Genomic DNA, 15488 nt, shown 5'->3' with positions numbered 1-15488 from the left:
AGCTCAAGGGCGCCCGCCTGTCTTTGTGACTTGGCCGGGCGCTTGTGGCCTGTACCTGGAAAATAAGTGAGAATGCCGACAGCCGCATTCGGCAAACCGAACTTATCATATCCAAGAAACGTCATCAGCTTAAGGCCCAGATCGCAAATGAAACGAACCGCGTTCTTCATCTCCGATGGCACCGGCATCACTGCCGAAACCCTGGGCCAAAGCCTGCTCGCGCAATTCGATAGCATTCCGTTCAACAAATTCACCCGCCCGTACATCGATACGCCGGACAAGGCGCGGACCATGGTGCAGCAGATAAACGCTGCGGCCGAGCGTGACGGGATGCGCCCGATCATCTTCGACACCATCGTCAACCAGGACATCCGAGAGATCCTGGCCACGTCGAACGGCTTCATGATCGACATCTTTTCGACGTTTTTATCCCCGCTCGAGCAGGAATTGACTGCCCATTCGTCGTATTCCGTGGGCAAATCCCACTCGATCGGCGGCAATTCCAACTACATGGAACGCATCGAGGCGGTCAATTTCGCCCTCGACAATGACGATGGTGCGCGCACCCATTACTACGACAAGGCCGACCTGATCCTGGTCGGCGTGTCGCGTTGTGGCAAGACCCCAACCTGCCTGTACATGGCGATGCAGTTCGGCATCCGCGCCGCCAACTACCCGCTGACCGAAGACGACATGGAGCGCCTGCAGTTGCCAGCGGTGCTGAAAAAGCACCACAACAAGCTGTTCGGCCTGACCATCGACCCCGACCGCCTCACCGCCATCCGCCATGAGCGCAAGCCCAACAGCCGCTATTCGAGCTTTGCCCAGTGCGAGTTCGAGGTACGTGAGGTGGAGAGCCTGTTCCGCCGGGAGAACATTCCCAACATCAATTCCACGCATTTTTCGGTGGAAGAGATTTCGGCGAAGATCCTGGTGGAGAAAGGGGTGGAGCGGCGGTTCAAGTAAGCCTGTTCCGGCCCTTTCGCAGGGCAAGCCCGCTCCCACAGATGCCCCAGCGAGCTTGAGGGCGGTGGGAAACCTGTGGGAGCGGGCTTGCCCCGCGAAGAGGCCGTCACTGACACACAAAAAAGCCCCGGCATCACTGCCGGGGCTTTTTCATTTCACCTGAAGGATCAGGACGGCACCACCGCCGCCTGCCCACTCATCGCCAGGTCGACCAGCTCGCGGTTGGCCACCGCGTACATCGCATAGTCAGTCCCCGTGGCATTGCGCAAGTCGTCCAGCATCGCGCGCCAGCGCTCGACCATCACCCGGTGCTGCTCTGCCCACAGCGCCACCCGGGCGTCCATGTCTTCCGGCGCATCGGCCATCTGCAACACGGAAATGGTGATCGCCCGCTGCTGCAGGTCGATGTCGTCGCGGAACGCCTCGCGGGCCAGGGCCTGCCAGTTGTTTTCCACCGGCAGGTTGCTGATTTCCTGCAGGTACCAGGTGAGGTCCAGCGAGCTGCCGACGGCGAAGAACGCCTTGGCCACCTGGGCAGGATCATGCCCGGTAACGTCGGCCGCCTCGATGATCGGCAGCAGCGTGTACAAGTGGCTGGTACCCGCCACCATACGCGCCAGCAACTCCGGCACACCGGCGTCGACGAAACTCTGGTAGCGGACCATCCAGCGCTCGCGGGTCGGGCCTTCCAGCAGCTCGTCGAGCTTCAGGCCCAGTTGCGCGATCTTCGGCCCGAAGTGCGCGGTGTCACGCCCGGCATCCTGCTCGTTGCGCCGGCTGCGCAGGAACCAGCGCGTAGCGCGGCGGCCCAGGCGCATCAACTCGTCCATCAGCGTCAGCTGGATTTCCGCCGGCACCTGGTAGTCGAGCGCCTCGATCTGGCGGAACCAGTGCGGCAGGTGGAAGATATCGCGCACGATCACATAGGCCCCGGCGACGTTGGCCGGGCTCATGCCAGTGGACTCTTTGAGCCGCTGCACGAAGGTGATGCCCATGTTGTTGACCAGGTCGTTGGCGATCTGGGTGCTGACGATTTCGCGCTTCAGGCGGTGGCGACGCATGGCTTCGGCGAACTTGCTGACCAACGACGGCGGGAAGGCGGTTTCCATGTCGCGGGTCAGGTAGTCGTCGTCCGGCACCAGCGACTTGAGCAACTGCTCCTTGAGGTCGATCTTGCTGTACGAGATCAGCACCGACAGCTCGGCACGGGTCAGGCCCTGGCCGGCCGCCAGGCGCTCGGCCAGTTGCTCCTCGGACGGCAGGAACTCGATGGCCCGGTCCAGCTTGCCGCGGCCTTCCAGGTCGGCCATCAGGCGCTTGTATTCGGCGATGCGTTCGCGGGCGCGACGGGCCGCCAGCGACAGCGCCTGGGTTTGCTTGTAGTTGTTGCCGAGCACCAGGCCGGCAACTTCATCGGTCATGCTGCCGAGCAGCTGGTTGCGCTGCTTCTCGGTCATGTCGCCACCCTGCACCACTTCGTTGAGCAGGATCTTGATGTTGACCTCGTGGTCGGAGCAGTCCACGCCGCCAGCGTTGTCGATGAAGTCGGTGTTGGTGGCGCCGCCATGCAGGCCGAATTCGACGCGGCCGAGCTGGGTCATACCGAGGTTGCCGCCCTCACCCACCACCTTGCAGCGCAGCTCATTGCCGTTGACCCGCAGCGCGTCGTTGGCCTTGTCGCCGACATCGGCGTGGCTTTCAGTGCTGGCCTTGACATAGGTGCCGATACCGCCGTTCCACAGCAGGTCTACCGGTGCCTTCAGCAGCGCATGCAGCAACTCGGTCGGGGTCAGGCGGTCGGCTTCGATGGCGAAGCGTGCTTTCATCTGCGGGCTGATGGCGATGCTCTTGGCACTGCGCGGGAAGATCCCGCCGCCTTCGGACATGATGCTGGTGTTGTAGTCGCTCCAGGCCGAACGCGGCAAGTCGAACAGCCGTTGGCGCTCAACGAAGCTGGTGGCTGGGTCCGGGTTCGGGTCGATGAAGATGTGCAGGTGGTTGAACGCTGCCACCAGCTGCAGCTTGTCGGACATCAGCAGGCCGTTGCCGAACACGTCGCCGGCCATGTCGCCGACGCCGATCACGGTGATCGGGTCCTGCTGCACGTTGATGCCGCGCTCGCGGAAGTGGCGCTGCACGCCCACCCAGGCGCCACGGGCCGTAATGCCCATCTTCTTGTGGTCGTAGCCGGCCGAGCCGCCCGAGGCGAAGGCGTCGCCCAGCCAGAAGCCGTAGTCGATGGCGATGCCGTTGGCAATGTCGGAGAAGGTTGCGGTGCCTTTGTCGGCCGCCACGACCAGGTACGGGTCATCGTCATCGTGGCGCACAACGTTGGCCGGTGGCAGCACGCCGCCGTCCTTGAGGTTGTCGGTGATGTCGAGCAGGCCCGAGATGAAGATGCGGTAGCAGGCCACGCCTTCAGCCGCGATTTCATCGCGGGTGCCGCCCAACGGCAGGCGCCGGGGCAGGAAGCCGCCCTTGGCGCCGACCGGCACGATCACCGAGTTCTTCACCTGCTGGGCCTTGACCAGGCCCAGCACCTCGGTGCGGTAGTCTTCCTCGCGGTCCGACCAGCGCAGCCCGCCGCGGGCGACGTTGCCAAAGCGCAGGTGCACGCCCTCGACCCGAGGCGAATAGACGAAAATCTCGAACTTCGGCACGGGCTTGGGCAGTTCGGGGATGAGCTTGGGGTTGAACTTGAAGCTGAAGTACGGCTTGCTCTGGCCGTTGGCATCCGGCTGGTAGAAGTTGGTGCGCAGGGTGGCCTTGATCAGGTCCAGGTAGCGGCGCAGGATGCGGTCTTCGTTGAGCACCTGCACGTCGTCCAGGGCGGTGAGGATGGCCTGCTCAAGGCGCTGCTGCTTGTCGTCAAGGTCATCAAGGGTGAGCTTGCGCGCCAGGTAGAAGCGGGTCTTGAACAGCCGCGTCAGCTCGCGGGCGATGTCGGTGTGGTTGTTCAGGGTGCTGGCGATGTAACCGAGGTCGAAGCCCAGGCGGATCTGCTTGAGGTAGCGGGCATAGGCGCGCAGCAGCGCCACGTCGCGCCATGGCAGGCCGGCGGTGAGTACCAGGCGGTTGAAGGCGTCGTTTTCGGCATCGCCCTGGACGATATGGATGAACGCGTCCTGGAGCACGTCGTTGAGCTGCTGGATGTCCAGGCTCAAGCCTTCGCTGTAGGTGAAGGCAAAGTCGTGGATCCAGTACTCACGGCCACTGGCGTGGCGCAGGCGATAGGGGAATTCACCGAGCACGCGCAGGCCGAGGTTCTCGAGGATCGGCAGCACGTCCGACAGCGCCAGCGGGGTGTCGGCGTGGTACAGCTTGCAGTGCAGCAGGCGGTCGCCCAGGCGCGTCAGCGGCTGGTAGAAGCTCATCGCCAGCGGCTTGCTCTCGGACAGCGCCAGCACATGCTGCAGGTCGACCACCGCCGAGTGCGCGGCAAAGCGCTCGCGGTAGCCGGCCGGGAAGCCTTTGGGGAAATCGGCGAGGATATTGGTGCCCTGGGCTTCGCCGAAGTTCTCGACCACCAGCGCCGAGTAATCGTCATGCCACGAGCGGCAGGCCTGGATCACTTCGTTTTCCAGCTGCTGCGGGTCGATGTCGATGCGGTTCTTCGGGTCCACCCGCAGAATCAGTTGCACACGGGCCAGCACCGACTCGGAGAAGAAGGTCCAGAACTCGCAGTCGCTGGCCTTGAGGCGCTCCATCAGCACCTGCTGGATCTTCTGCCGTACTTCGGTGGAGTAGATTTCCCGCGGCACATAGGCCAGGCAGTAGCAGAAGCGCCCGTAGGGATCCTTGCGCAGGAACACGCGGATCTTGTTGCGTTCCTGGATCTGCACGATCGACATCACGGTGCTGAACAGCTCGTCGATCGGGGTCTGGAACAGGTCGTCGCGCGGCAGCACTTCAAGCACCTGCGCCAGCTCCTTGCCCAGGTGCGCCTTGGGGTCGAAGCCCGAGCGGCGCTCCACTTCGGCAACCTTGACCCGGATGTAGGGGATGGCATGCACGCTCTCGCCGTACACCGAGGAGGTGTACAGCCCCATGAAGCGGTGCTCCTTGACCACCTTGCCGTCGGCGTCCAGCTGGCGGATCGACACGTAGTCCGGGTAGGCCGGGCGGTGCACGCGGCTAGGCAGCGCGGCCTTGGCGAACGACAGCAGCAGCGGCTCGGCCAGGTAAGCCACGGCGTAGTCTTCGATGCGCAGCTCTTCGGCCGTCAGGCCCACGCGCAGGCGGCGCGGCAGGCCGAGGAACGACTGCTCGTCGTAGACCATCTGGCCGCCGGCACTGTCGGCCTGCACGGTGAATTCCTCGTAGCCGAGGAAGGTGAAATGGTTGTCCAGCAGCCATTCGAGGAACGCTTTGACCTCACCCTTTTCATGCTGCGCCGGGGCGTACGCGGTTTGCTCCACCTCTGCCACGACTTCACGCAGCTTGGCCTTCATCGGCTCGAAGTCGGCCACCGCCACGCGCACTTCGGCCAGTACCTGCTCGATTTCGCGGGTAAGCACGTTCAGCTCTGCGGCATTGGCGCAGCGGTCGATTTCCAGGTACATCAGCGATTCATGGCGTACACCCTCGCCCTGGCTGCCCTTGGGCAGCAGCTCGAGCAGCTCGCCCTTGGCGTCACGGCGCACGCTGAGCACCGTGGTCTGCAGGGTATGGATGCTGTAGCCACGGCGGTTGAGTTCGGTACGTACCGAATCGACCAGGAATGGCAGGTCGTGGTGCAGCACTTCGACCACGGTGTGGGTCGATTGCCAGCCGTTGCGTTCGTAATCGGGGTTGTACACCCGCACTTGCGGTTGCTCGGAGTCGAAACGCTCGATGATGCGCCAGGCAGAAAGGGTGCAGCCGGCCAGGTCCGACAGCCTGCGCTGGGTGAGTTCGTCCATGGAAATGATGCCGAAGAACTGCTCGGCGAACAGCGCCACTTGTGGCAGTGACTGCTCGCTGATGTGCTGCGCCAGGGCCGCTTGCAGTTGATGCTGAAAGTCGGCTTTGCTGGCTGCGGTGAAGAACGCCATCTGTGGTACTCCGCTTGGGCTTTGTAATAATTGAAGCGTCGCGTGCGTCCGACGGTTACGGATCAACGATAGCCAACCCGTGGCAAGCCGGACGCATATGTTCAGGGCTCGCGGAAGCTTAACGACTGATCGGTCATCGCCGCTTGCAGCGCTGCGACAATTTCGGTCAAGGGGGGGTAACTTTACGTTTATGGATGCACGCAAGGCTGTCAGAATTCACTTTCGTTTCCATTGACCCGAGTCGCTTCCATGCAAATCACCACTGCCCTGCTGTTCGCCACCCCTTGCGATGACGAGGAAGACAACATGGCGACCCTGTGCTGCCACAGCGACAAGGGGCAGATGTTCTTGCTGACCCGCTACCCGGATGAAGACACCGTCGACCTGACCCTGGACGATGAGCCGTCGACACTGGATGGGTTGAAGGTAACCCTCAGTGCCCAGCGTTTGCTGATAGAAGTGGCGGCGGGCGACCGCGATGCGTTGAAGGGGGATGAGGCGCTGGAGATCGTGCTGACTTCGGCGGGGACTGACCTGGAAGAGGTTGCGCTGACCCTGGAGAACATCCTCAAAGGCACCGGCACCTTCGTCAAAGAACTTTGAGGTGTTCAGTTCCGGCCTCATCGCCGGCAAGCCGGCTCCCACAATGACTGCGGCGCTGCTCAGCCCTGTGGGAGATTACCCAGCCGTTCGGGCTGCGCTGTCGCGCAGAGAACAAAGCCCGCGAGCGCGCCGCATACCCTGTGGGAGCGGCTTCAGCCGCGAAGCAGGCGCCGCGGTGGATGGCACCGGGTGACAAACCGCAGGTGTCGCCGCTGAAGCTGTTGCTGCGCAATGACCTGAAAGGCCTGGCCGTGGTGTTTTTCGCGGCCATCGGCTACAACGCCCTGAGCTACATCTTCAAGACGTTCTCGCTGGCCTACCTGACCCAGTTCAAGGGCGTCGAAGCGCATGTCACTTCGCTGTCAGTGACCATCGCCAGCCTGGTAGCGATTTTCGCCGTGCCGTTTTTCGGCTGGCTGTGCGACCGCTGGAGCAGCAAGACCGTGCTGATGCTCGGCGGCGCATTGTCGGTGCTGTTCGCCTACCCATTCCTGCAATTGCTGAGCACCGGTGAGCCAATGCTGATCTACGTGGCCATCGCCATCGGCACCGGCATCCTTGCGCCGATGATGTTCGCCCCGCAGGGCTCGTTCCTCAGCCGCCAGTTCCCGACCCAGACACGCTCGTCGGGCTTTGGTACCGGGCGCGAGATTGGTACGGCAGTCGCCGGTGGCCTTGCGCCATTGGGCGGGCTGGCGCTGGTGGCGGGTTCGGCGACGCACTCCACCGATGGCGTGGCGTTGATCCTGGCGATAGCCGGGGTGCTGGTTGTAGTGTTTGCCCTGTGCGACCAGGGGCGCAAACATTCCAGTTCGAAAAACTGACCCTATGAGCATCGCGCGAGATCTGCAACGGCGTTGCACCCAAGCGCAGATTTCGACGCGGCACCGCGGATAGATTAAAGTATCCCCCCCTGCCAGGTCGGTTGCCCACTACGCCCGCCCTGGCGCTCTTCCAGGAACCGTCGCCGATGGAACACCGTGAAGCGCTGATCGCGCTACGCACCTTTCTTTCCTCCCAGATCCTAGGCCAGGAGAAGCTGGTCGAGCGTCTGCTGATCGTGCTTCTGGCTGACGGCCACATGCTGGTCGAGGGCGCGCCGGGCCTGGCCAAGACCAAGGCCATCAAAGAGCTTGCCGAGGGGGTGGAGGCGCAGTTCCATCGCATCCAGTTCACCCCCGACCTGCTGCCGGCCGACATCACCGGCACTGAAATCTATCGCCCGGAAACCGGCAGCTTCGTGTTCCAGCAGGGGCCGATCTTCCATAACCTGGTGCTGGCCGACGAAATCAACCGCGCGCCCGCCAAGGTGCAGTCTGCCCTGCTCGAGGCCATGGCCGAGCGCCAGGTCAGCGTGGGCCGCAGCACCTATGACCTGTCGCCCCTGTTTCTGGTCATGGCCACGCAGAACCCGATCGAGCAGGAAGGCACCTACCCGCTGCCCGAAGCCCAGCTCGACCGCTTTCTCATGCACGTGAAAATCGGCTTCCCCGATGCCGCCGTGGAGCGGCGCATTCTTGCCCAGGCCCGCGGCGAAGCCCTGGGCGGTGAGGTCAAGCCCGAACGGCGGGTCAGCCAGCAAGCGATCTTTGCCGCGCGCAAGGAAATCCTCGGCCTGTACATGGCCGACGCTGTAGAGGAATACCTGGTGCAACTGGTCATGGCCACCCGCACCCCGGCCAAGTTCGATACCGAACTGGCCGACTGGATCGCCTACGGTGCCAGCCCACGAGGCTCCATTGCCCTGGACCGCTGCGCCCGGGCCCATGCCTGGCTGGCCGGGCGCGACTTCGTCAGCCCCGAGGATATCCAGGCAGTGCTGTTCGACGTGTTGCGCCACCGCATCATCCTGTCGTTCGAAGCGGAGGCGGCGGGGGTCGACCAGGACCGCGTGGTTCAGCGCATCCTCGACGTCGTCGCCGTTGCCTGAGCCCATGCCCACTGCGCTGCAGGCCGAACCCGGCATCCGCATCGGCCTCGCCGAGCTGATCGACATGCGCCACCGCGTGCGCGAAATCCAGCTGTTCTCCCGGCCCGGCCAGCGCAGCCCGCTGGTCGGCCTGCACCATTCCAAGCTGCGCGGCCGCGGTGTGGACTTCGACCAGGTGCGCGTCTACCAGGCCGGCGACGATGTGCGCAACATCGACTGGCGCGTCACCGCCCGCACCCAGGAGCCGCATACCAAGCTGTTCCATGAAGAGCGTGAACGGCCGATCTTCATCCTCGTCGAGCAAAGCCAGCGCCTGTTTTTCGGCTCGGGGCTGATGTTCAAGTCGGTGCTCGCGGCGCAGGCCGCCGCGCTGTTCGGCTGGGCGGCCCTGGGCCACAACGACCGCATCGGCGGGCTGGTGTTTGGCGACAACGAACACCACGAAATCAAGCCGCGCCGCAGCAAGCAGAGCCTGCTGCAGTTGCTCAACCGCTTGGCCAAGGTCAATCAGGCGCTGCACACCGAAGCGGTGCCCCAGGCCGACAGCCTCGGTCTGGCCCTGCGCCGCGCCCGTGAAGTGCTGCGCCCCGGCAGCCTGGCCATCGTCATTTGTGACGAACGCTCGCTCAGCCCCCAGGCCGAACAGCACCTGGCCATGCTCTCGCGCCATTGCGACCTGCTGCTGATGCCGGTCTCCGACCCGCTCGACCATGCGCTGCCCGCTGCCGGCCTGCTGCGTTTCGCCCAGCGCGGCGCGCAGCTGCAGCTCGACACGCTGGACGCCAACCTGCGCCGGGCTTACCGTCAGCAGGCCGAAGCGCGTATCGAGCGTTGGGACCTGATGGCGCAAAAGCTGCGCGTGGTGCTAATGCCGCTGAGCACCCAAAGCGAAATGGTCGAACAGCTGCGCGAATACCTGAACGCCCAGCGCCCTGGGAGCAGCAAATGAATCCGCTGGATCAGCTGCAACCGCTGATCGCCCCGCCAGCGATCGGCCTGTGGCCACCGGCACCGGGCTGGTGGCTGCTGCTCGCCCTGCTGCCGCTGCTGGCCTGGGGCCTGTGGCGGCTGCGGCGCTGGCGCCCGGGCAAGCGCCGGGTGGTACGTGCCGAGCAGCCGCTCGACCCAGTACGCGTAGAGGCCCTGGCCGAACTCGCACGCCTGCCGCGCCCCTACGACGGCGCGCCAGCCGGCGCCTGGTTGCAGCAGATAAACGCCTTGCTCAAACGCCTGTGCCGCAACCACTACCCCGGCGCCAATAGCCATACCCTCAACGGCCGCCAGTGGCTGGCGTTTCTCGACAACCGCTGCCCGGCCGCCGGCCTGACCCGCTGGATGGTGCTGGTCGAAGGCGCCTACAAGCCTGAGTGCAAACTCGACGACAAAGCCATCGTCGGGCTCAGCCAAGCCGTCGAAACCTGGATCCGCAAACATGTTTGAGCTGGCCTGGCCGTGGATCTTCGTGCTGCTGCCGCTGCCGTGGCTGGCACGCCTGGTGCTGCCCGCCGCCGACAGCGGCGAGCCGGTGCTCAAGGTGGGCTTCCTCGACGAGCTGGAGGGCCTGGCCGGCCGACGCGCGCGCCTGAACCTGCCGACCTGGCGCCAGCAGGCGCCCTTTGTGGTGATCTGGCTGTTGCTGCTGCTCGCCGCCGCCCGCCCGCAATGGCTGGGCGACCCGGTACCGGTGGCTGCCAGTGGCCGCGACCTGCTGGTGGCAGTGGATGTGTCCGGCTCCATGGACTTCCCCGACATGCAGTGGAAAAACGACGAAATAAGCCGCCTCGACCTGGTCAAGGCGTTGATGGGCGACTTCCTGCAGGACCGCGAGGGCGACCGCGTCGGCCTGATCCTGTTCGGCAGCCAGGCCTACCTGCAGGCACCGCTGACCTTCGACCGGCGCACCGTGCGCACCTTCCTCGACGAGGCGCAGATCGGCATCGCCGGCAAGAACACCGCCATCGGCGACGCCATCGGCCTGGCGGTCAAGCGCTTGCGCCAGCGCCCCGCGCAAAGCCGGGTGCTGGTGCTGATCACCGATGGCGCCAACAATGGCGGGCAGATCCACCCCTCGACCGCCGCCCGCCTGGCCGCCCAGGAAGGCGTGCGCATCTACACCATCGGCATCGGTGCCAACCCCGAGGCCACCGGCACGCCCGGGCTGCTGGGCCTGAACCCGAGCCTGGACCTCGACGAAGCCTCGCTCAAGGAAATCGCCGAGCTGACCCGCGGGGCCTATTTCCGCGCCCATGACGGGGCTGAACTGGACGCCATCGGCGATACCCTCGACGAGCTGGAGCCCGTCGCCCAGCAACCGACCCAGGCGCGTACGGCCAAGGCCTTGTATGCCTGGCCCTTGGCCCTGGCCTTGCTGCTCAGCGTGCTGCTGGTGGTAGCGGTGCAATGGCCAGACAACCTGCTGCAACGGGTGATGCGCAAACCGCGCTTCCTGCAGCCCCACCCGGAATGGCGTGAGCGCCTGAAACGGCTGCGCCTGAGGAAGCGGCGATGATCGACCTGTGGCCGCAATGGTTACGCCCCCTGTGGCTGCTGGTCGTGCCGCTGCTTGGCTGGCTGCTGTTCAAGCTGTGGCACCGGCGCAAGCGCGCCGGGCGCTGGCAGATGATCCTGCCGAAAGCCTTCCACCCGGTGCTGCTGGGTGGCGGCAGCGGCAGCAACAGTAAACTGCCCTGGGTCGCCCTGGGCCTCGCCTGGCTGTTGGTAGTGCTGGCCCTGCTCGGACCAAGCTGGCAGCGCCTGGAGGAAACCCGCCAGCGGCCGGCCGACCCGCTGGTGATCCTGCTCGAACTGACCCCGCAGATGCTTGCCGAGGACACCCCGCCCAACCGCCTGCAGCAGGCCCGGCGCAAAGTCCTCGACCTGCTCGAACACCGCCGCGAAAGCCAGACAGCACTGATCGTCTACGCGGGTAGTGCACACACCCTGGTGCCGCTGTCGGATGACCTGGGCACCACACGCAACCTGCTCGAGGCGATCGACCCGTCGATCATGCCGCAACCCGGCCAGCGCGCCGACCTTGCCGTACAGAAAGGCCTGGCCTTGCTGGCGCAAAGCGGCCTGGGCCAGGGCCGTTTGCTGCTGATTGGCTCGGCGCTGAGTGCGCCGGAACGCCAGGGCATCGTCCAGGCCCTTGGCCGCCAAGGCCCCAGCCTGCTGATGCTGGGCATTGGCACCCGGGACGGGGCGCCGGTGCGCCAGGCCAATGGCGAGTTCCTCAAGGACGACCAGGGCGGCATCCTGGTGCCGCACCTGGACAGCCCCGGGCTCAAGGCCTTCATCAACGGCACGGGTGGGCGTTACCGCCATGCGCGCATCGACGACCTCGACCTGCGCGGCCTCGGCCTGTTCGACAACCCGCGCATCCTGCGCAACGACGGCCAGAACGTGCAGCTCGACAGCTGGGCCGACCAAGGCTATTGGTTGCTGATTCCCTTGCTGCTGTTGGCGGCCTGTGCCGGCCGCCGCGGCTGGCTGTTCTGCCTGCCGCTGCTGCTTGCCCTGCCACAACCGAGCCAGGCCTTCGAGTTCAACGACCTGTGGTTGCGCCCCGACCAGCAGGGCCAGCGCCTGCTGGAGCAAAACCGGCCGGCGGATGCCGCCCGCCACTTCCAGGACCCGCAATGGCGCGGCATGGCCCTGTACCAAGCTGGTGACTACGCCGCGGCCGCCAAGGCCTTCGCCCAGGGCAATACGCCGGCAGCCCACTACAATCGTGGCAACGCCCTGGCCCGCAGCGGCGAGCTGGAAGCCGCGCTGGACGCCTATGAACAAGCCCTGGAGCGCCAACCCGATTTCAAGCCGGCGCTGGACAACCAGGCGCTGATCCAGCAACTGTTGCAGCAACGCGAAGGCCAGGCCGAGGAACAACCGGCCAAAGACGATGCCCAAGGCTCGCCCGGCAGCGAAACCGAAGGCAACAGCAGCTCGGCCAGCAGCCCGGCGCAGGGCACACCTGGCAGCGAAGAACAGGCCAACGCCGAACAACCCGGCGAAGGCAGCAACACCCAGAGCCCGGCCACCCCCGGTAACCAGGGCGGTGACGACGACGGCGTCACCCAGCCCCCACAAAGGCCCGTCTCGACCAGCCTGGACGCCGAACAACGCCAGGCGCTTGAACAATGGCTGCGGGAGATCCCGGACAACCCGGCAGAGCTGCTGCGCCGTAAATTCTGGTATGAACAGCAATTGCATCAGGAAACCCCACGATGAGTCGCCTCGGCGTCTTTCTGCTCTGCCTGTTATGGGCCCTCCTCGCCCAGGCCGACCCGACCCTGCAGGCCAGCGTCGACCGCACTCGCCTGGAGGCCGGCGAAACCCTCGAGCTGACCCTCGAAAGCCAGGATGTGACGCAATTCGGCAAGCCCGACCTGCGCGCCCTCGATGGCGACTTCGAAGTACGCGGCACGCGCCAGCTGAACAGCCTGCACACCCTCGACGGCGAGACCCGCGCCAGCACCCGCTGGATCATCACCCTGCTGCCTCGGCGCAGCGGCAGCCTGCGTATCCCTGAACTGCAACTGGGCCAGTCACACAGCCAGGCCATCGACCTGCAGGTGCTACAGGCCGACGCCAGCCGCCCGGAGACGGCGTCCCAGGTGTTCGTCGAGGCCACGCTGGACAGCAACGAGGTGTACGTTCAGGCCCAGGCCGTGCTGACCCTGCGCATCTACCATTCGGTATCGCTGTACGACGACAGCAGCCTCAGCCCGCTGCAGCTGGAAAACGCCAAGGTCGAGCCGCTGGGTGAGTCGCGCACTTATGAAAAGGAAATCAACGGCGTACGTCACGGCGTGATCGAGACCCGTTACGCACTTTACCCGCAACAGAGTGGCAACCTGGACATTCCACCGCTCACGTTTACCGCCACCGCCGCCGACAATGCCCAGCAGCCCGCCGCCAGCGCGCGGGCAGGCCGCCAGGTGCAGGTCAGCTCGCTGCCGCTGCGCCTGACCGTCCGCCCGATCCCCGCCGCCTGGCCTGCCAATGCGCCGTGGTTACCCGCACGGGGCCTGAGCCTGGAGGAACACTGGAACCCCGACCCTGGCAGCCAGCAGACACAGATTGGCGACTCCCTGACCCGCAGCATCACCCTGCGCGCCGAGGGGCTGTCGAGTACCCAGCTGCCGCAATTGCCGGCGACTGAAATCGTCGGCCTGCGCCGCTACCCGGACCAGCCGCTGCTGCGCAACGAAATAAACGAACGCGGCATGACCGCCAACCGCGAGGAGCGCGAAGCGCTGGTGCCGACCCACAGCGGCGAACTGGCGCTGCCGGCACTGGAAGTGACCTGGTGGAACACCCGCGAAGACCACCTGGAGCACTCAAGCCTGCCTGCACGCACCCTGGACGTGCAGGACAACCCGGCCTTGAGCGCCGAAAGCCCGGTGGGTGATACCAGCACCGGCAGCAGCCTGCTCTGGCCTTGGCAACTCGCCACGCTGGTGTTCGCCCTGACCACCCTGCTCGGCTTCGCCCTGTGGTGGCGCGCCCGCTCGCAACCGGCCGTGCTGCGTGCCGCGCAGGCTGGCCCAAGCCCACGCACCCTGCTGGACGACCTCAAGCGTGCCTGCCAGGCCAACGACCCACAGGCCACCCGCCAGGCGCTCGACGCTTGGGCGCGGCAACAGCCGGAGACCCTGGCGGAGATGGCGGCCCGGTTCGTGCCGCTGTCGGATGCGCTGGATGGGTTGAACGGGGCGCTTTACAGCGAGAGTGGGCAGTATTGGCAGGGGGAGGATTTGTGGCGGGCGATTGGCACGATTCCACCGGCGGAGCAGGTGTTGTTGCCTTCGGGTGAGCCGGGGAGCTTGCCGCCGCTTTATCCGAAGTGAGGGTTTGGGGGTCGGGGTTTGGGGTTGGGGTTGGGATGGGCATGGCTTGGGGCTTTAAGCGCCTGTGAGATCGAGCGCCGCCCGCGCGGCGCATCGCGGGCAAGCCCGCTCCTACATTTGTTGCAACGTGCCATGGCCTGATAGGCCATAGTTGTCAGCCTTGTTTTTAAGACGCGATTTTTCGGCTGGCGCTGCCGCCGCCCCACCTGTCTTCAGCCATTCACCAAGGCGAACAACCATGGCCTGGCTGGAACGGCGCGTTGCAACAAATGTAGGAGCGGGCTTGCCCGCGATGCGCCGCGCGGGCGGCGCTCGATCTCAAGAGCACTAAAAAACCCAAGGCAAGCGCTTCGCGATGCGCCGCCCTTTCGACGCTCGATCTCGCAGACGCTATAAACCTCCCGCCTGGCCCTGCCCGCCCTCATCAAACGCTCAAATAAACCGCTGCCCCTCAAACGGGTTCCAACCATTGAGCCCTTTGGTCTGCTTCAGGTAATAAGCCCGATTGCTCAAAAAGCTGTAGAGAAACGCAAACGCCATACTGAGCCCGTTATCCACCGGCCGTGGAATTTCGCTCCCCGTCACCGCCTCGACAACGCCCAGCAGCAACCCAAGCGCAATCATGATCGCCAGCATGACCAGGTTCTTCTTCCACAGGCCCAGCACGAACCAGTAGATCGGGCCGAAGAAAAAGCCGATGAAGTTATTGTTGATCAGCAGCTTCTTGCGAAAAGGCAAGGCACGGAAAGCGGCCTTGTAAGACTCGGAGGTCGGCGCGCCGTGCTGATCGAAGAAGGCAAAACGCTCCTGCCATTTCGGCTTGAGGTTGCCATAGGTGGATTGGGTTTGTGGGATACCTTCCATGGGGAGCTCCGTAAATATCGTCCGTGGATGTCGAATAGCCATGATCGTGGCCGGTTCGGAAGGGTAGGTCACAGTTGGTCAGGGAGCAAGTCTTGCAGCCAGGTCGAATGTGAATCAGCTCACAAAGTGGATTCAATGCGAAGGCACATTTGCAAGACCCAACCACAACGTCCCAACGCCGTTCGAGCCCAGTAATGCCAATTACCGGCGCATGCGCTTACCTGCCCTAGCGCCCTGGCTTGG

General features: G+C 64.9%; 10 protein-coding genes and 1 pseudogene. 9 read left to right on the top strand and 2 right to left on the bottom strand.

Annotation, left to right across the window (positions count from 1 at the left end; translation table 11 throughout):
- Positions 1–147 precede the first annotated feature (147 nt).
- A complete protein-coding gene (locus ACNQPL_RS09440) occupies positions 148–966 on the top strand; it encodes a pyruvate, water dikinase regulatory protein (RefSeq protein WP_012313507.1) in 819 nt (272 codons plus the stop codon).
- A gap of 167 nt (positions 967–1133) precedes the next feature.
- Here ACNQPL_RS09440 and ACNQPL_RS09435 read toward each other — a convergent pair whose 3' ends face one another.
- On the bottom strand, positions 1134–5999 hold the full coding sequence (locus ACNQPL_RS09435; RefSeq protein ID WP_416466521.1) for an NAD-glutamate dehydrogenase: 4866 nt from the start codon (positions 5997–5999) through the stop codon (positions 1134–1136).
- A gap of 249 nt (positions 6000–6248) precedes the next feature.
- Here ACNQPL_RS09435 and ACNQPL_RS09430 point away from each other — a divergent pair, with 249 nt between their 5' ends.
- The 8 genes and pseudogenes from ACNQPL_RS09430 (at position 6249) to ACNQPL_RS09395 (ending at position 14381) form a co-directional block, all read left to right on the top strand.
- Positions 6249–6602 carry a hypothetical protein gene (locus ACNQPL_RS09430; RefSeq protein WP_416466520.1) on the top strand — a complete coding sequence of 118 codons (354 nt, stop codon included), beginning with the start codon at positions 6249–6251 and terminating at the stop codon, positions 6600–6602.
- Positions 6603–6796: 194 nt separating this feature from the next.
- Positions 6797–7426 (top strand): annotated as a pseudogene (locus ACNQPL_RS09425) (MFS transporter); the annotation flags it as partial.
- Positions 7427–7572: 146 nt separating this feature from the next.
- Positions 7573–8532: an AAA family ATPase gene (locus tag ACNQPL_RS09420; protein ID WP_039601915.1), complete on the top strand. Its 960-nt coding sequence runs from the start codon at positions 7573–7575 to the stop codon at positions 8530–8532.
- A gap of 4 nt (positions 8533–8536) precedes the next feature.
- Positions 8537–9481 carry a DUF58 domain-containing protein gene (locus ACNQPL_RS09415; protein WP_416466519.1) on the top strand — a complete coding sequence of 315 codons (945 nt, stop codon included), beginning with the start codon at positions 8537–8539 and terminating at the stop codon, positions 9479–9481.
- Positions 9478–9972 carry a DUF4381 domain-containing protein gene (locus tag ACNQPL_RS09410; RefSeq protein WP_387529939.1) on the top strand — a complete coding sequence of 165 codons (495 nt, stop codon included), beginning with the start codon at positions 9478–9480 and terminating at the stop codon, positions 9970–9972. The genes ACNQPL_RS09415 and ACNQPL_RS09410 overlap by 4 nt, the downstream gene beginning before the upstream one ends.
- On the top strand, positions 9965–11041 hold the full coding sequence (locus ACNQPL_RS09405) for a vWA domain-containing protein (RefSeq protein WP_416466518.1): 1077 nt from the start codon (positions 9965–9967) through the stop codon (positions 11039–11041). The genes ACNQPL_RS09410 and ACNQPL_RS09405 overlap by 8 nt, the downstream gene beginning before the upstream one ends.
- On the top strand, positions 11038–12759 hold the full coding sequence (locus ACNQPL_RS09400; protein ID WP_416466517.1) for a tetratricopeptide repeat protein: 1722 nt from the start codon (positions 11038–11040) through the stop codon (positions 12757–12759). Before ACNQPL_RS09405 ends, ACNQPL_RS09400 begins: the two co-directional genes overlap by 4 nt.
- Positions 12756–14381 carry a BatD family protein gene (locus ACNQPL_RS09395; RefSeq protein WP_416466515.1) on the top strand — a complete coding sequence of 542 codons (1626 nt, stop codon included), beginning with the start codon at positions 12756–12758 and terminating at the stop codon, positions 14379–14381. The genes ACNQPL_RS09400 and ACNQPL_RS09395 overlap by 4 nt, the downstream gene beginning before the upstream one ends.
- A gap of 432 nt (positions 14382–14813) precedes the next feature.
- Here ACNQPL_RS09395 and ACNQPL_RS09390 read toward each other — a convergent pair whose 3' ends face one another.
- Entirely contained in the window at positions 14814–15245 is a 432-nt protein-coding gene (locus tag ACNQPL_RS09390) for a DUF2628 domain-containing protein (RefSeq protein ID WP_346613782.1), read from the bottom strand.
- Positions 15246–15488 lie beyond the last annotated feature (243 nt).

This window comes from Pseudomonas sp. LFS044, from assembly GCF_047978245.1.
Taxonomy (GTDB): Bacteria; Pseudomonadota; Gammaproteobacteria; order Pseudomonadales; family Pseudomonadaceae; genus Aquipseudomonas.
Note: the sequence above shows the minus strand (reverse complement) of the source record. Positions and strands in the feature narration are given on the sequence as shown.

Bases quoted from the DNA above. Each gene is read 5' to 3' on its own strand.
- ACNQPL_RS09435 (WP_416466521.1), bottom strand. From the start codon at position 5,999: ATGGCGTTCTTCACCGCAGCCAGCAAAGCCGACTTTCAGCATCAACTG.
- ACNQPL_RS09405 (WP_416466518.1), top strand. From the start codon at position 9,965: ATGTTTGAGCTGGCCTGGCCGTGGATCTTCGTGCTGCTGCCGCTGCCG.
- ACNQPL_RS09400 (WP_416466517.1), top strand. From the start codon at position 11,038: ATGATCGACCTGTGGCCGCAATGGTTACGCCCCCTGTGGCTGCTGGTC.
- ACNQPL_RS09415 (WP_416466519.1), top strand. From the start codon at position 8,537: ATGCCCACTGCGCTGCAGGCCGAACCCGGCATCCGCATCGGCCTCGCC.
- ACNQPL_RS09410 (WP_387529939.1), top strand. From the start codon at position 9,478: ATGAATCCGCTGGATCAGCTGCAACCGCTGATCGCCCCGCCAGCGATC.
- ACNQPL_RS09420 (WP_039601915.1), top strand. From the start codon at position 7,573: ATGGAACACCGTGAAGCGCTGATCGCGCTACGCACCTTTCTTTCCTCC.
- ACNQPL_RS09390 (WP_346613782.1), bottom strand. From the start codon at position 15,245: ATGGAAGGTATCCCACAAACCCAATCCACCTATGGCAACCTCAAGCCG.
- ACNQPL_RS09430 (WP_416466520.1), top strand. From the start codon at position 6,249: ATGCAAATCACCACTGCCCTGCTGTTCGCCACCCCTTGCGATGACGAG.
- ACNQPL_RS09440 (WP_012313507.1), top strand. From the start codon at position 148: ATGAAACGAACCGCGTTCTTCATCTCCGATGGCACCGGCATCACTGCC.
- ACNQPL_RS09395 (WP_416466515.1), top strand. From the start codon at position 12,756: ATGAGTCGCCTCGGCGTCTTTCTGCTCTGCCTGTTATGGGCCCTCCTC.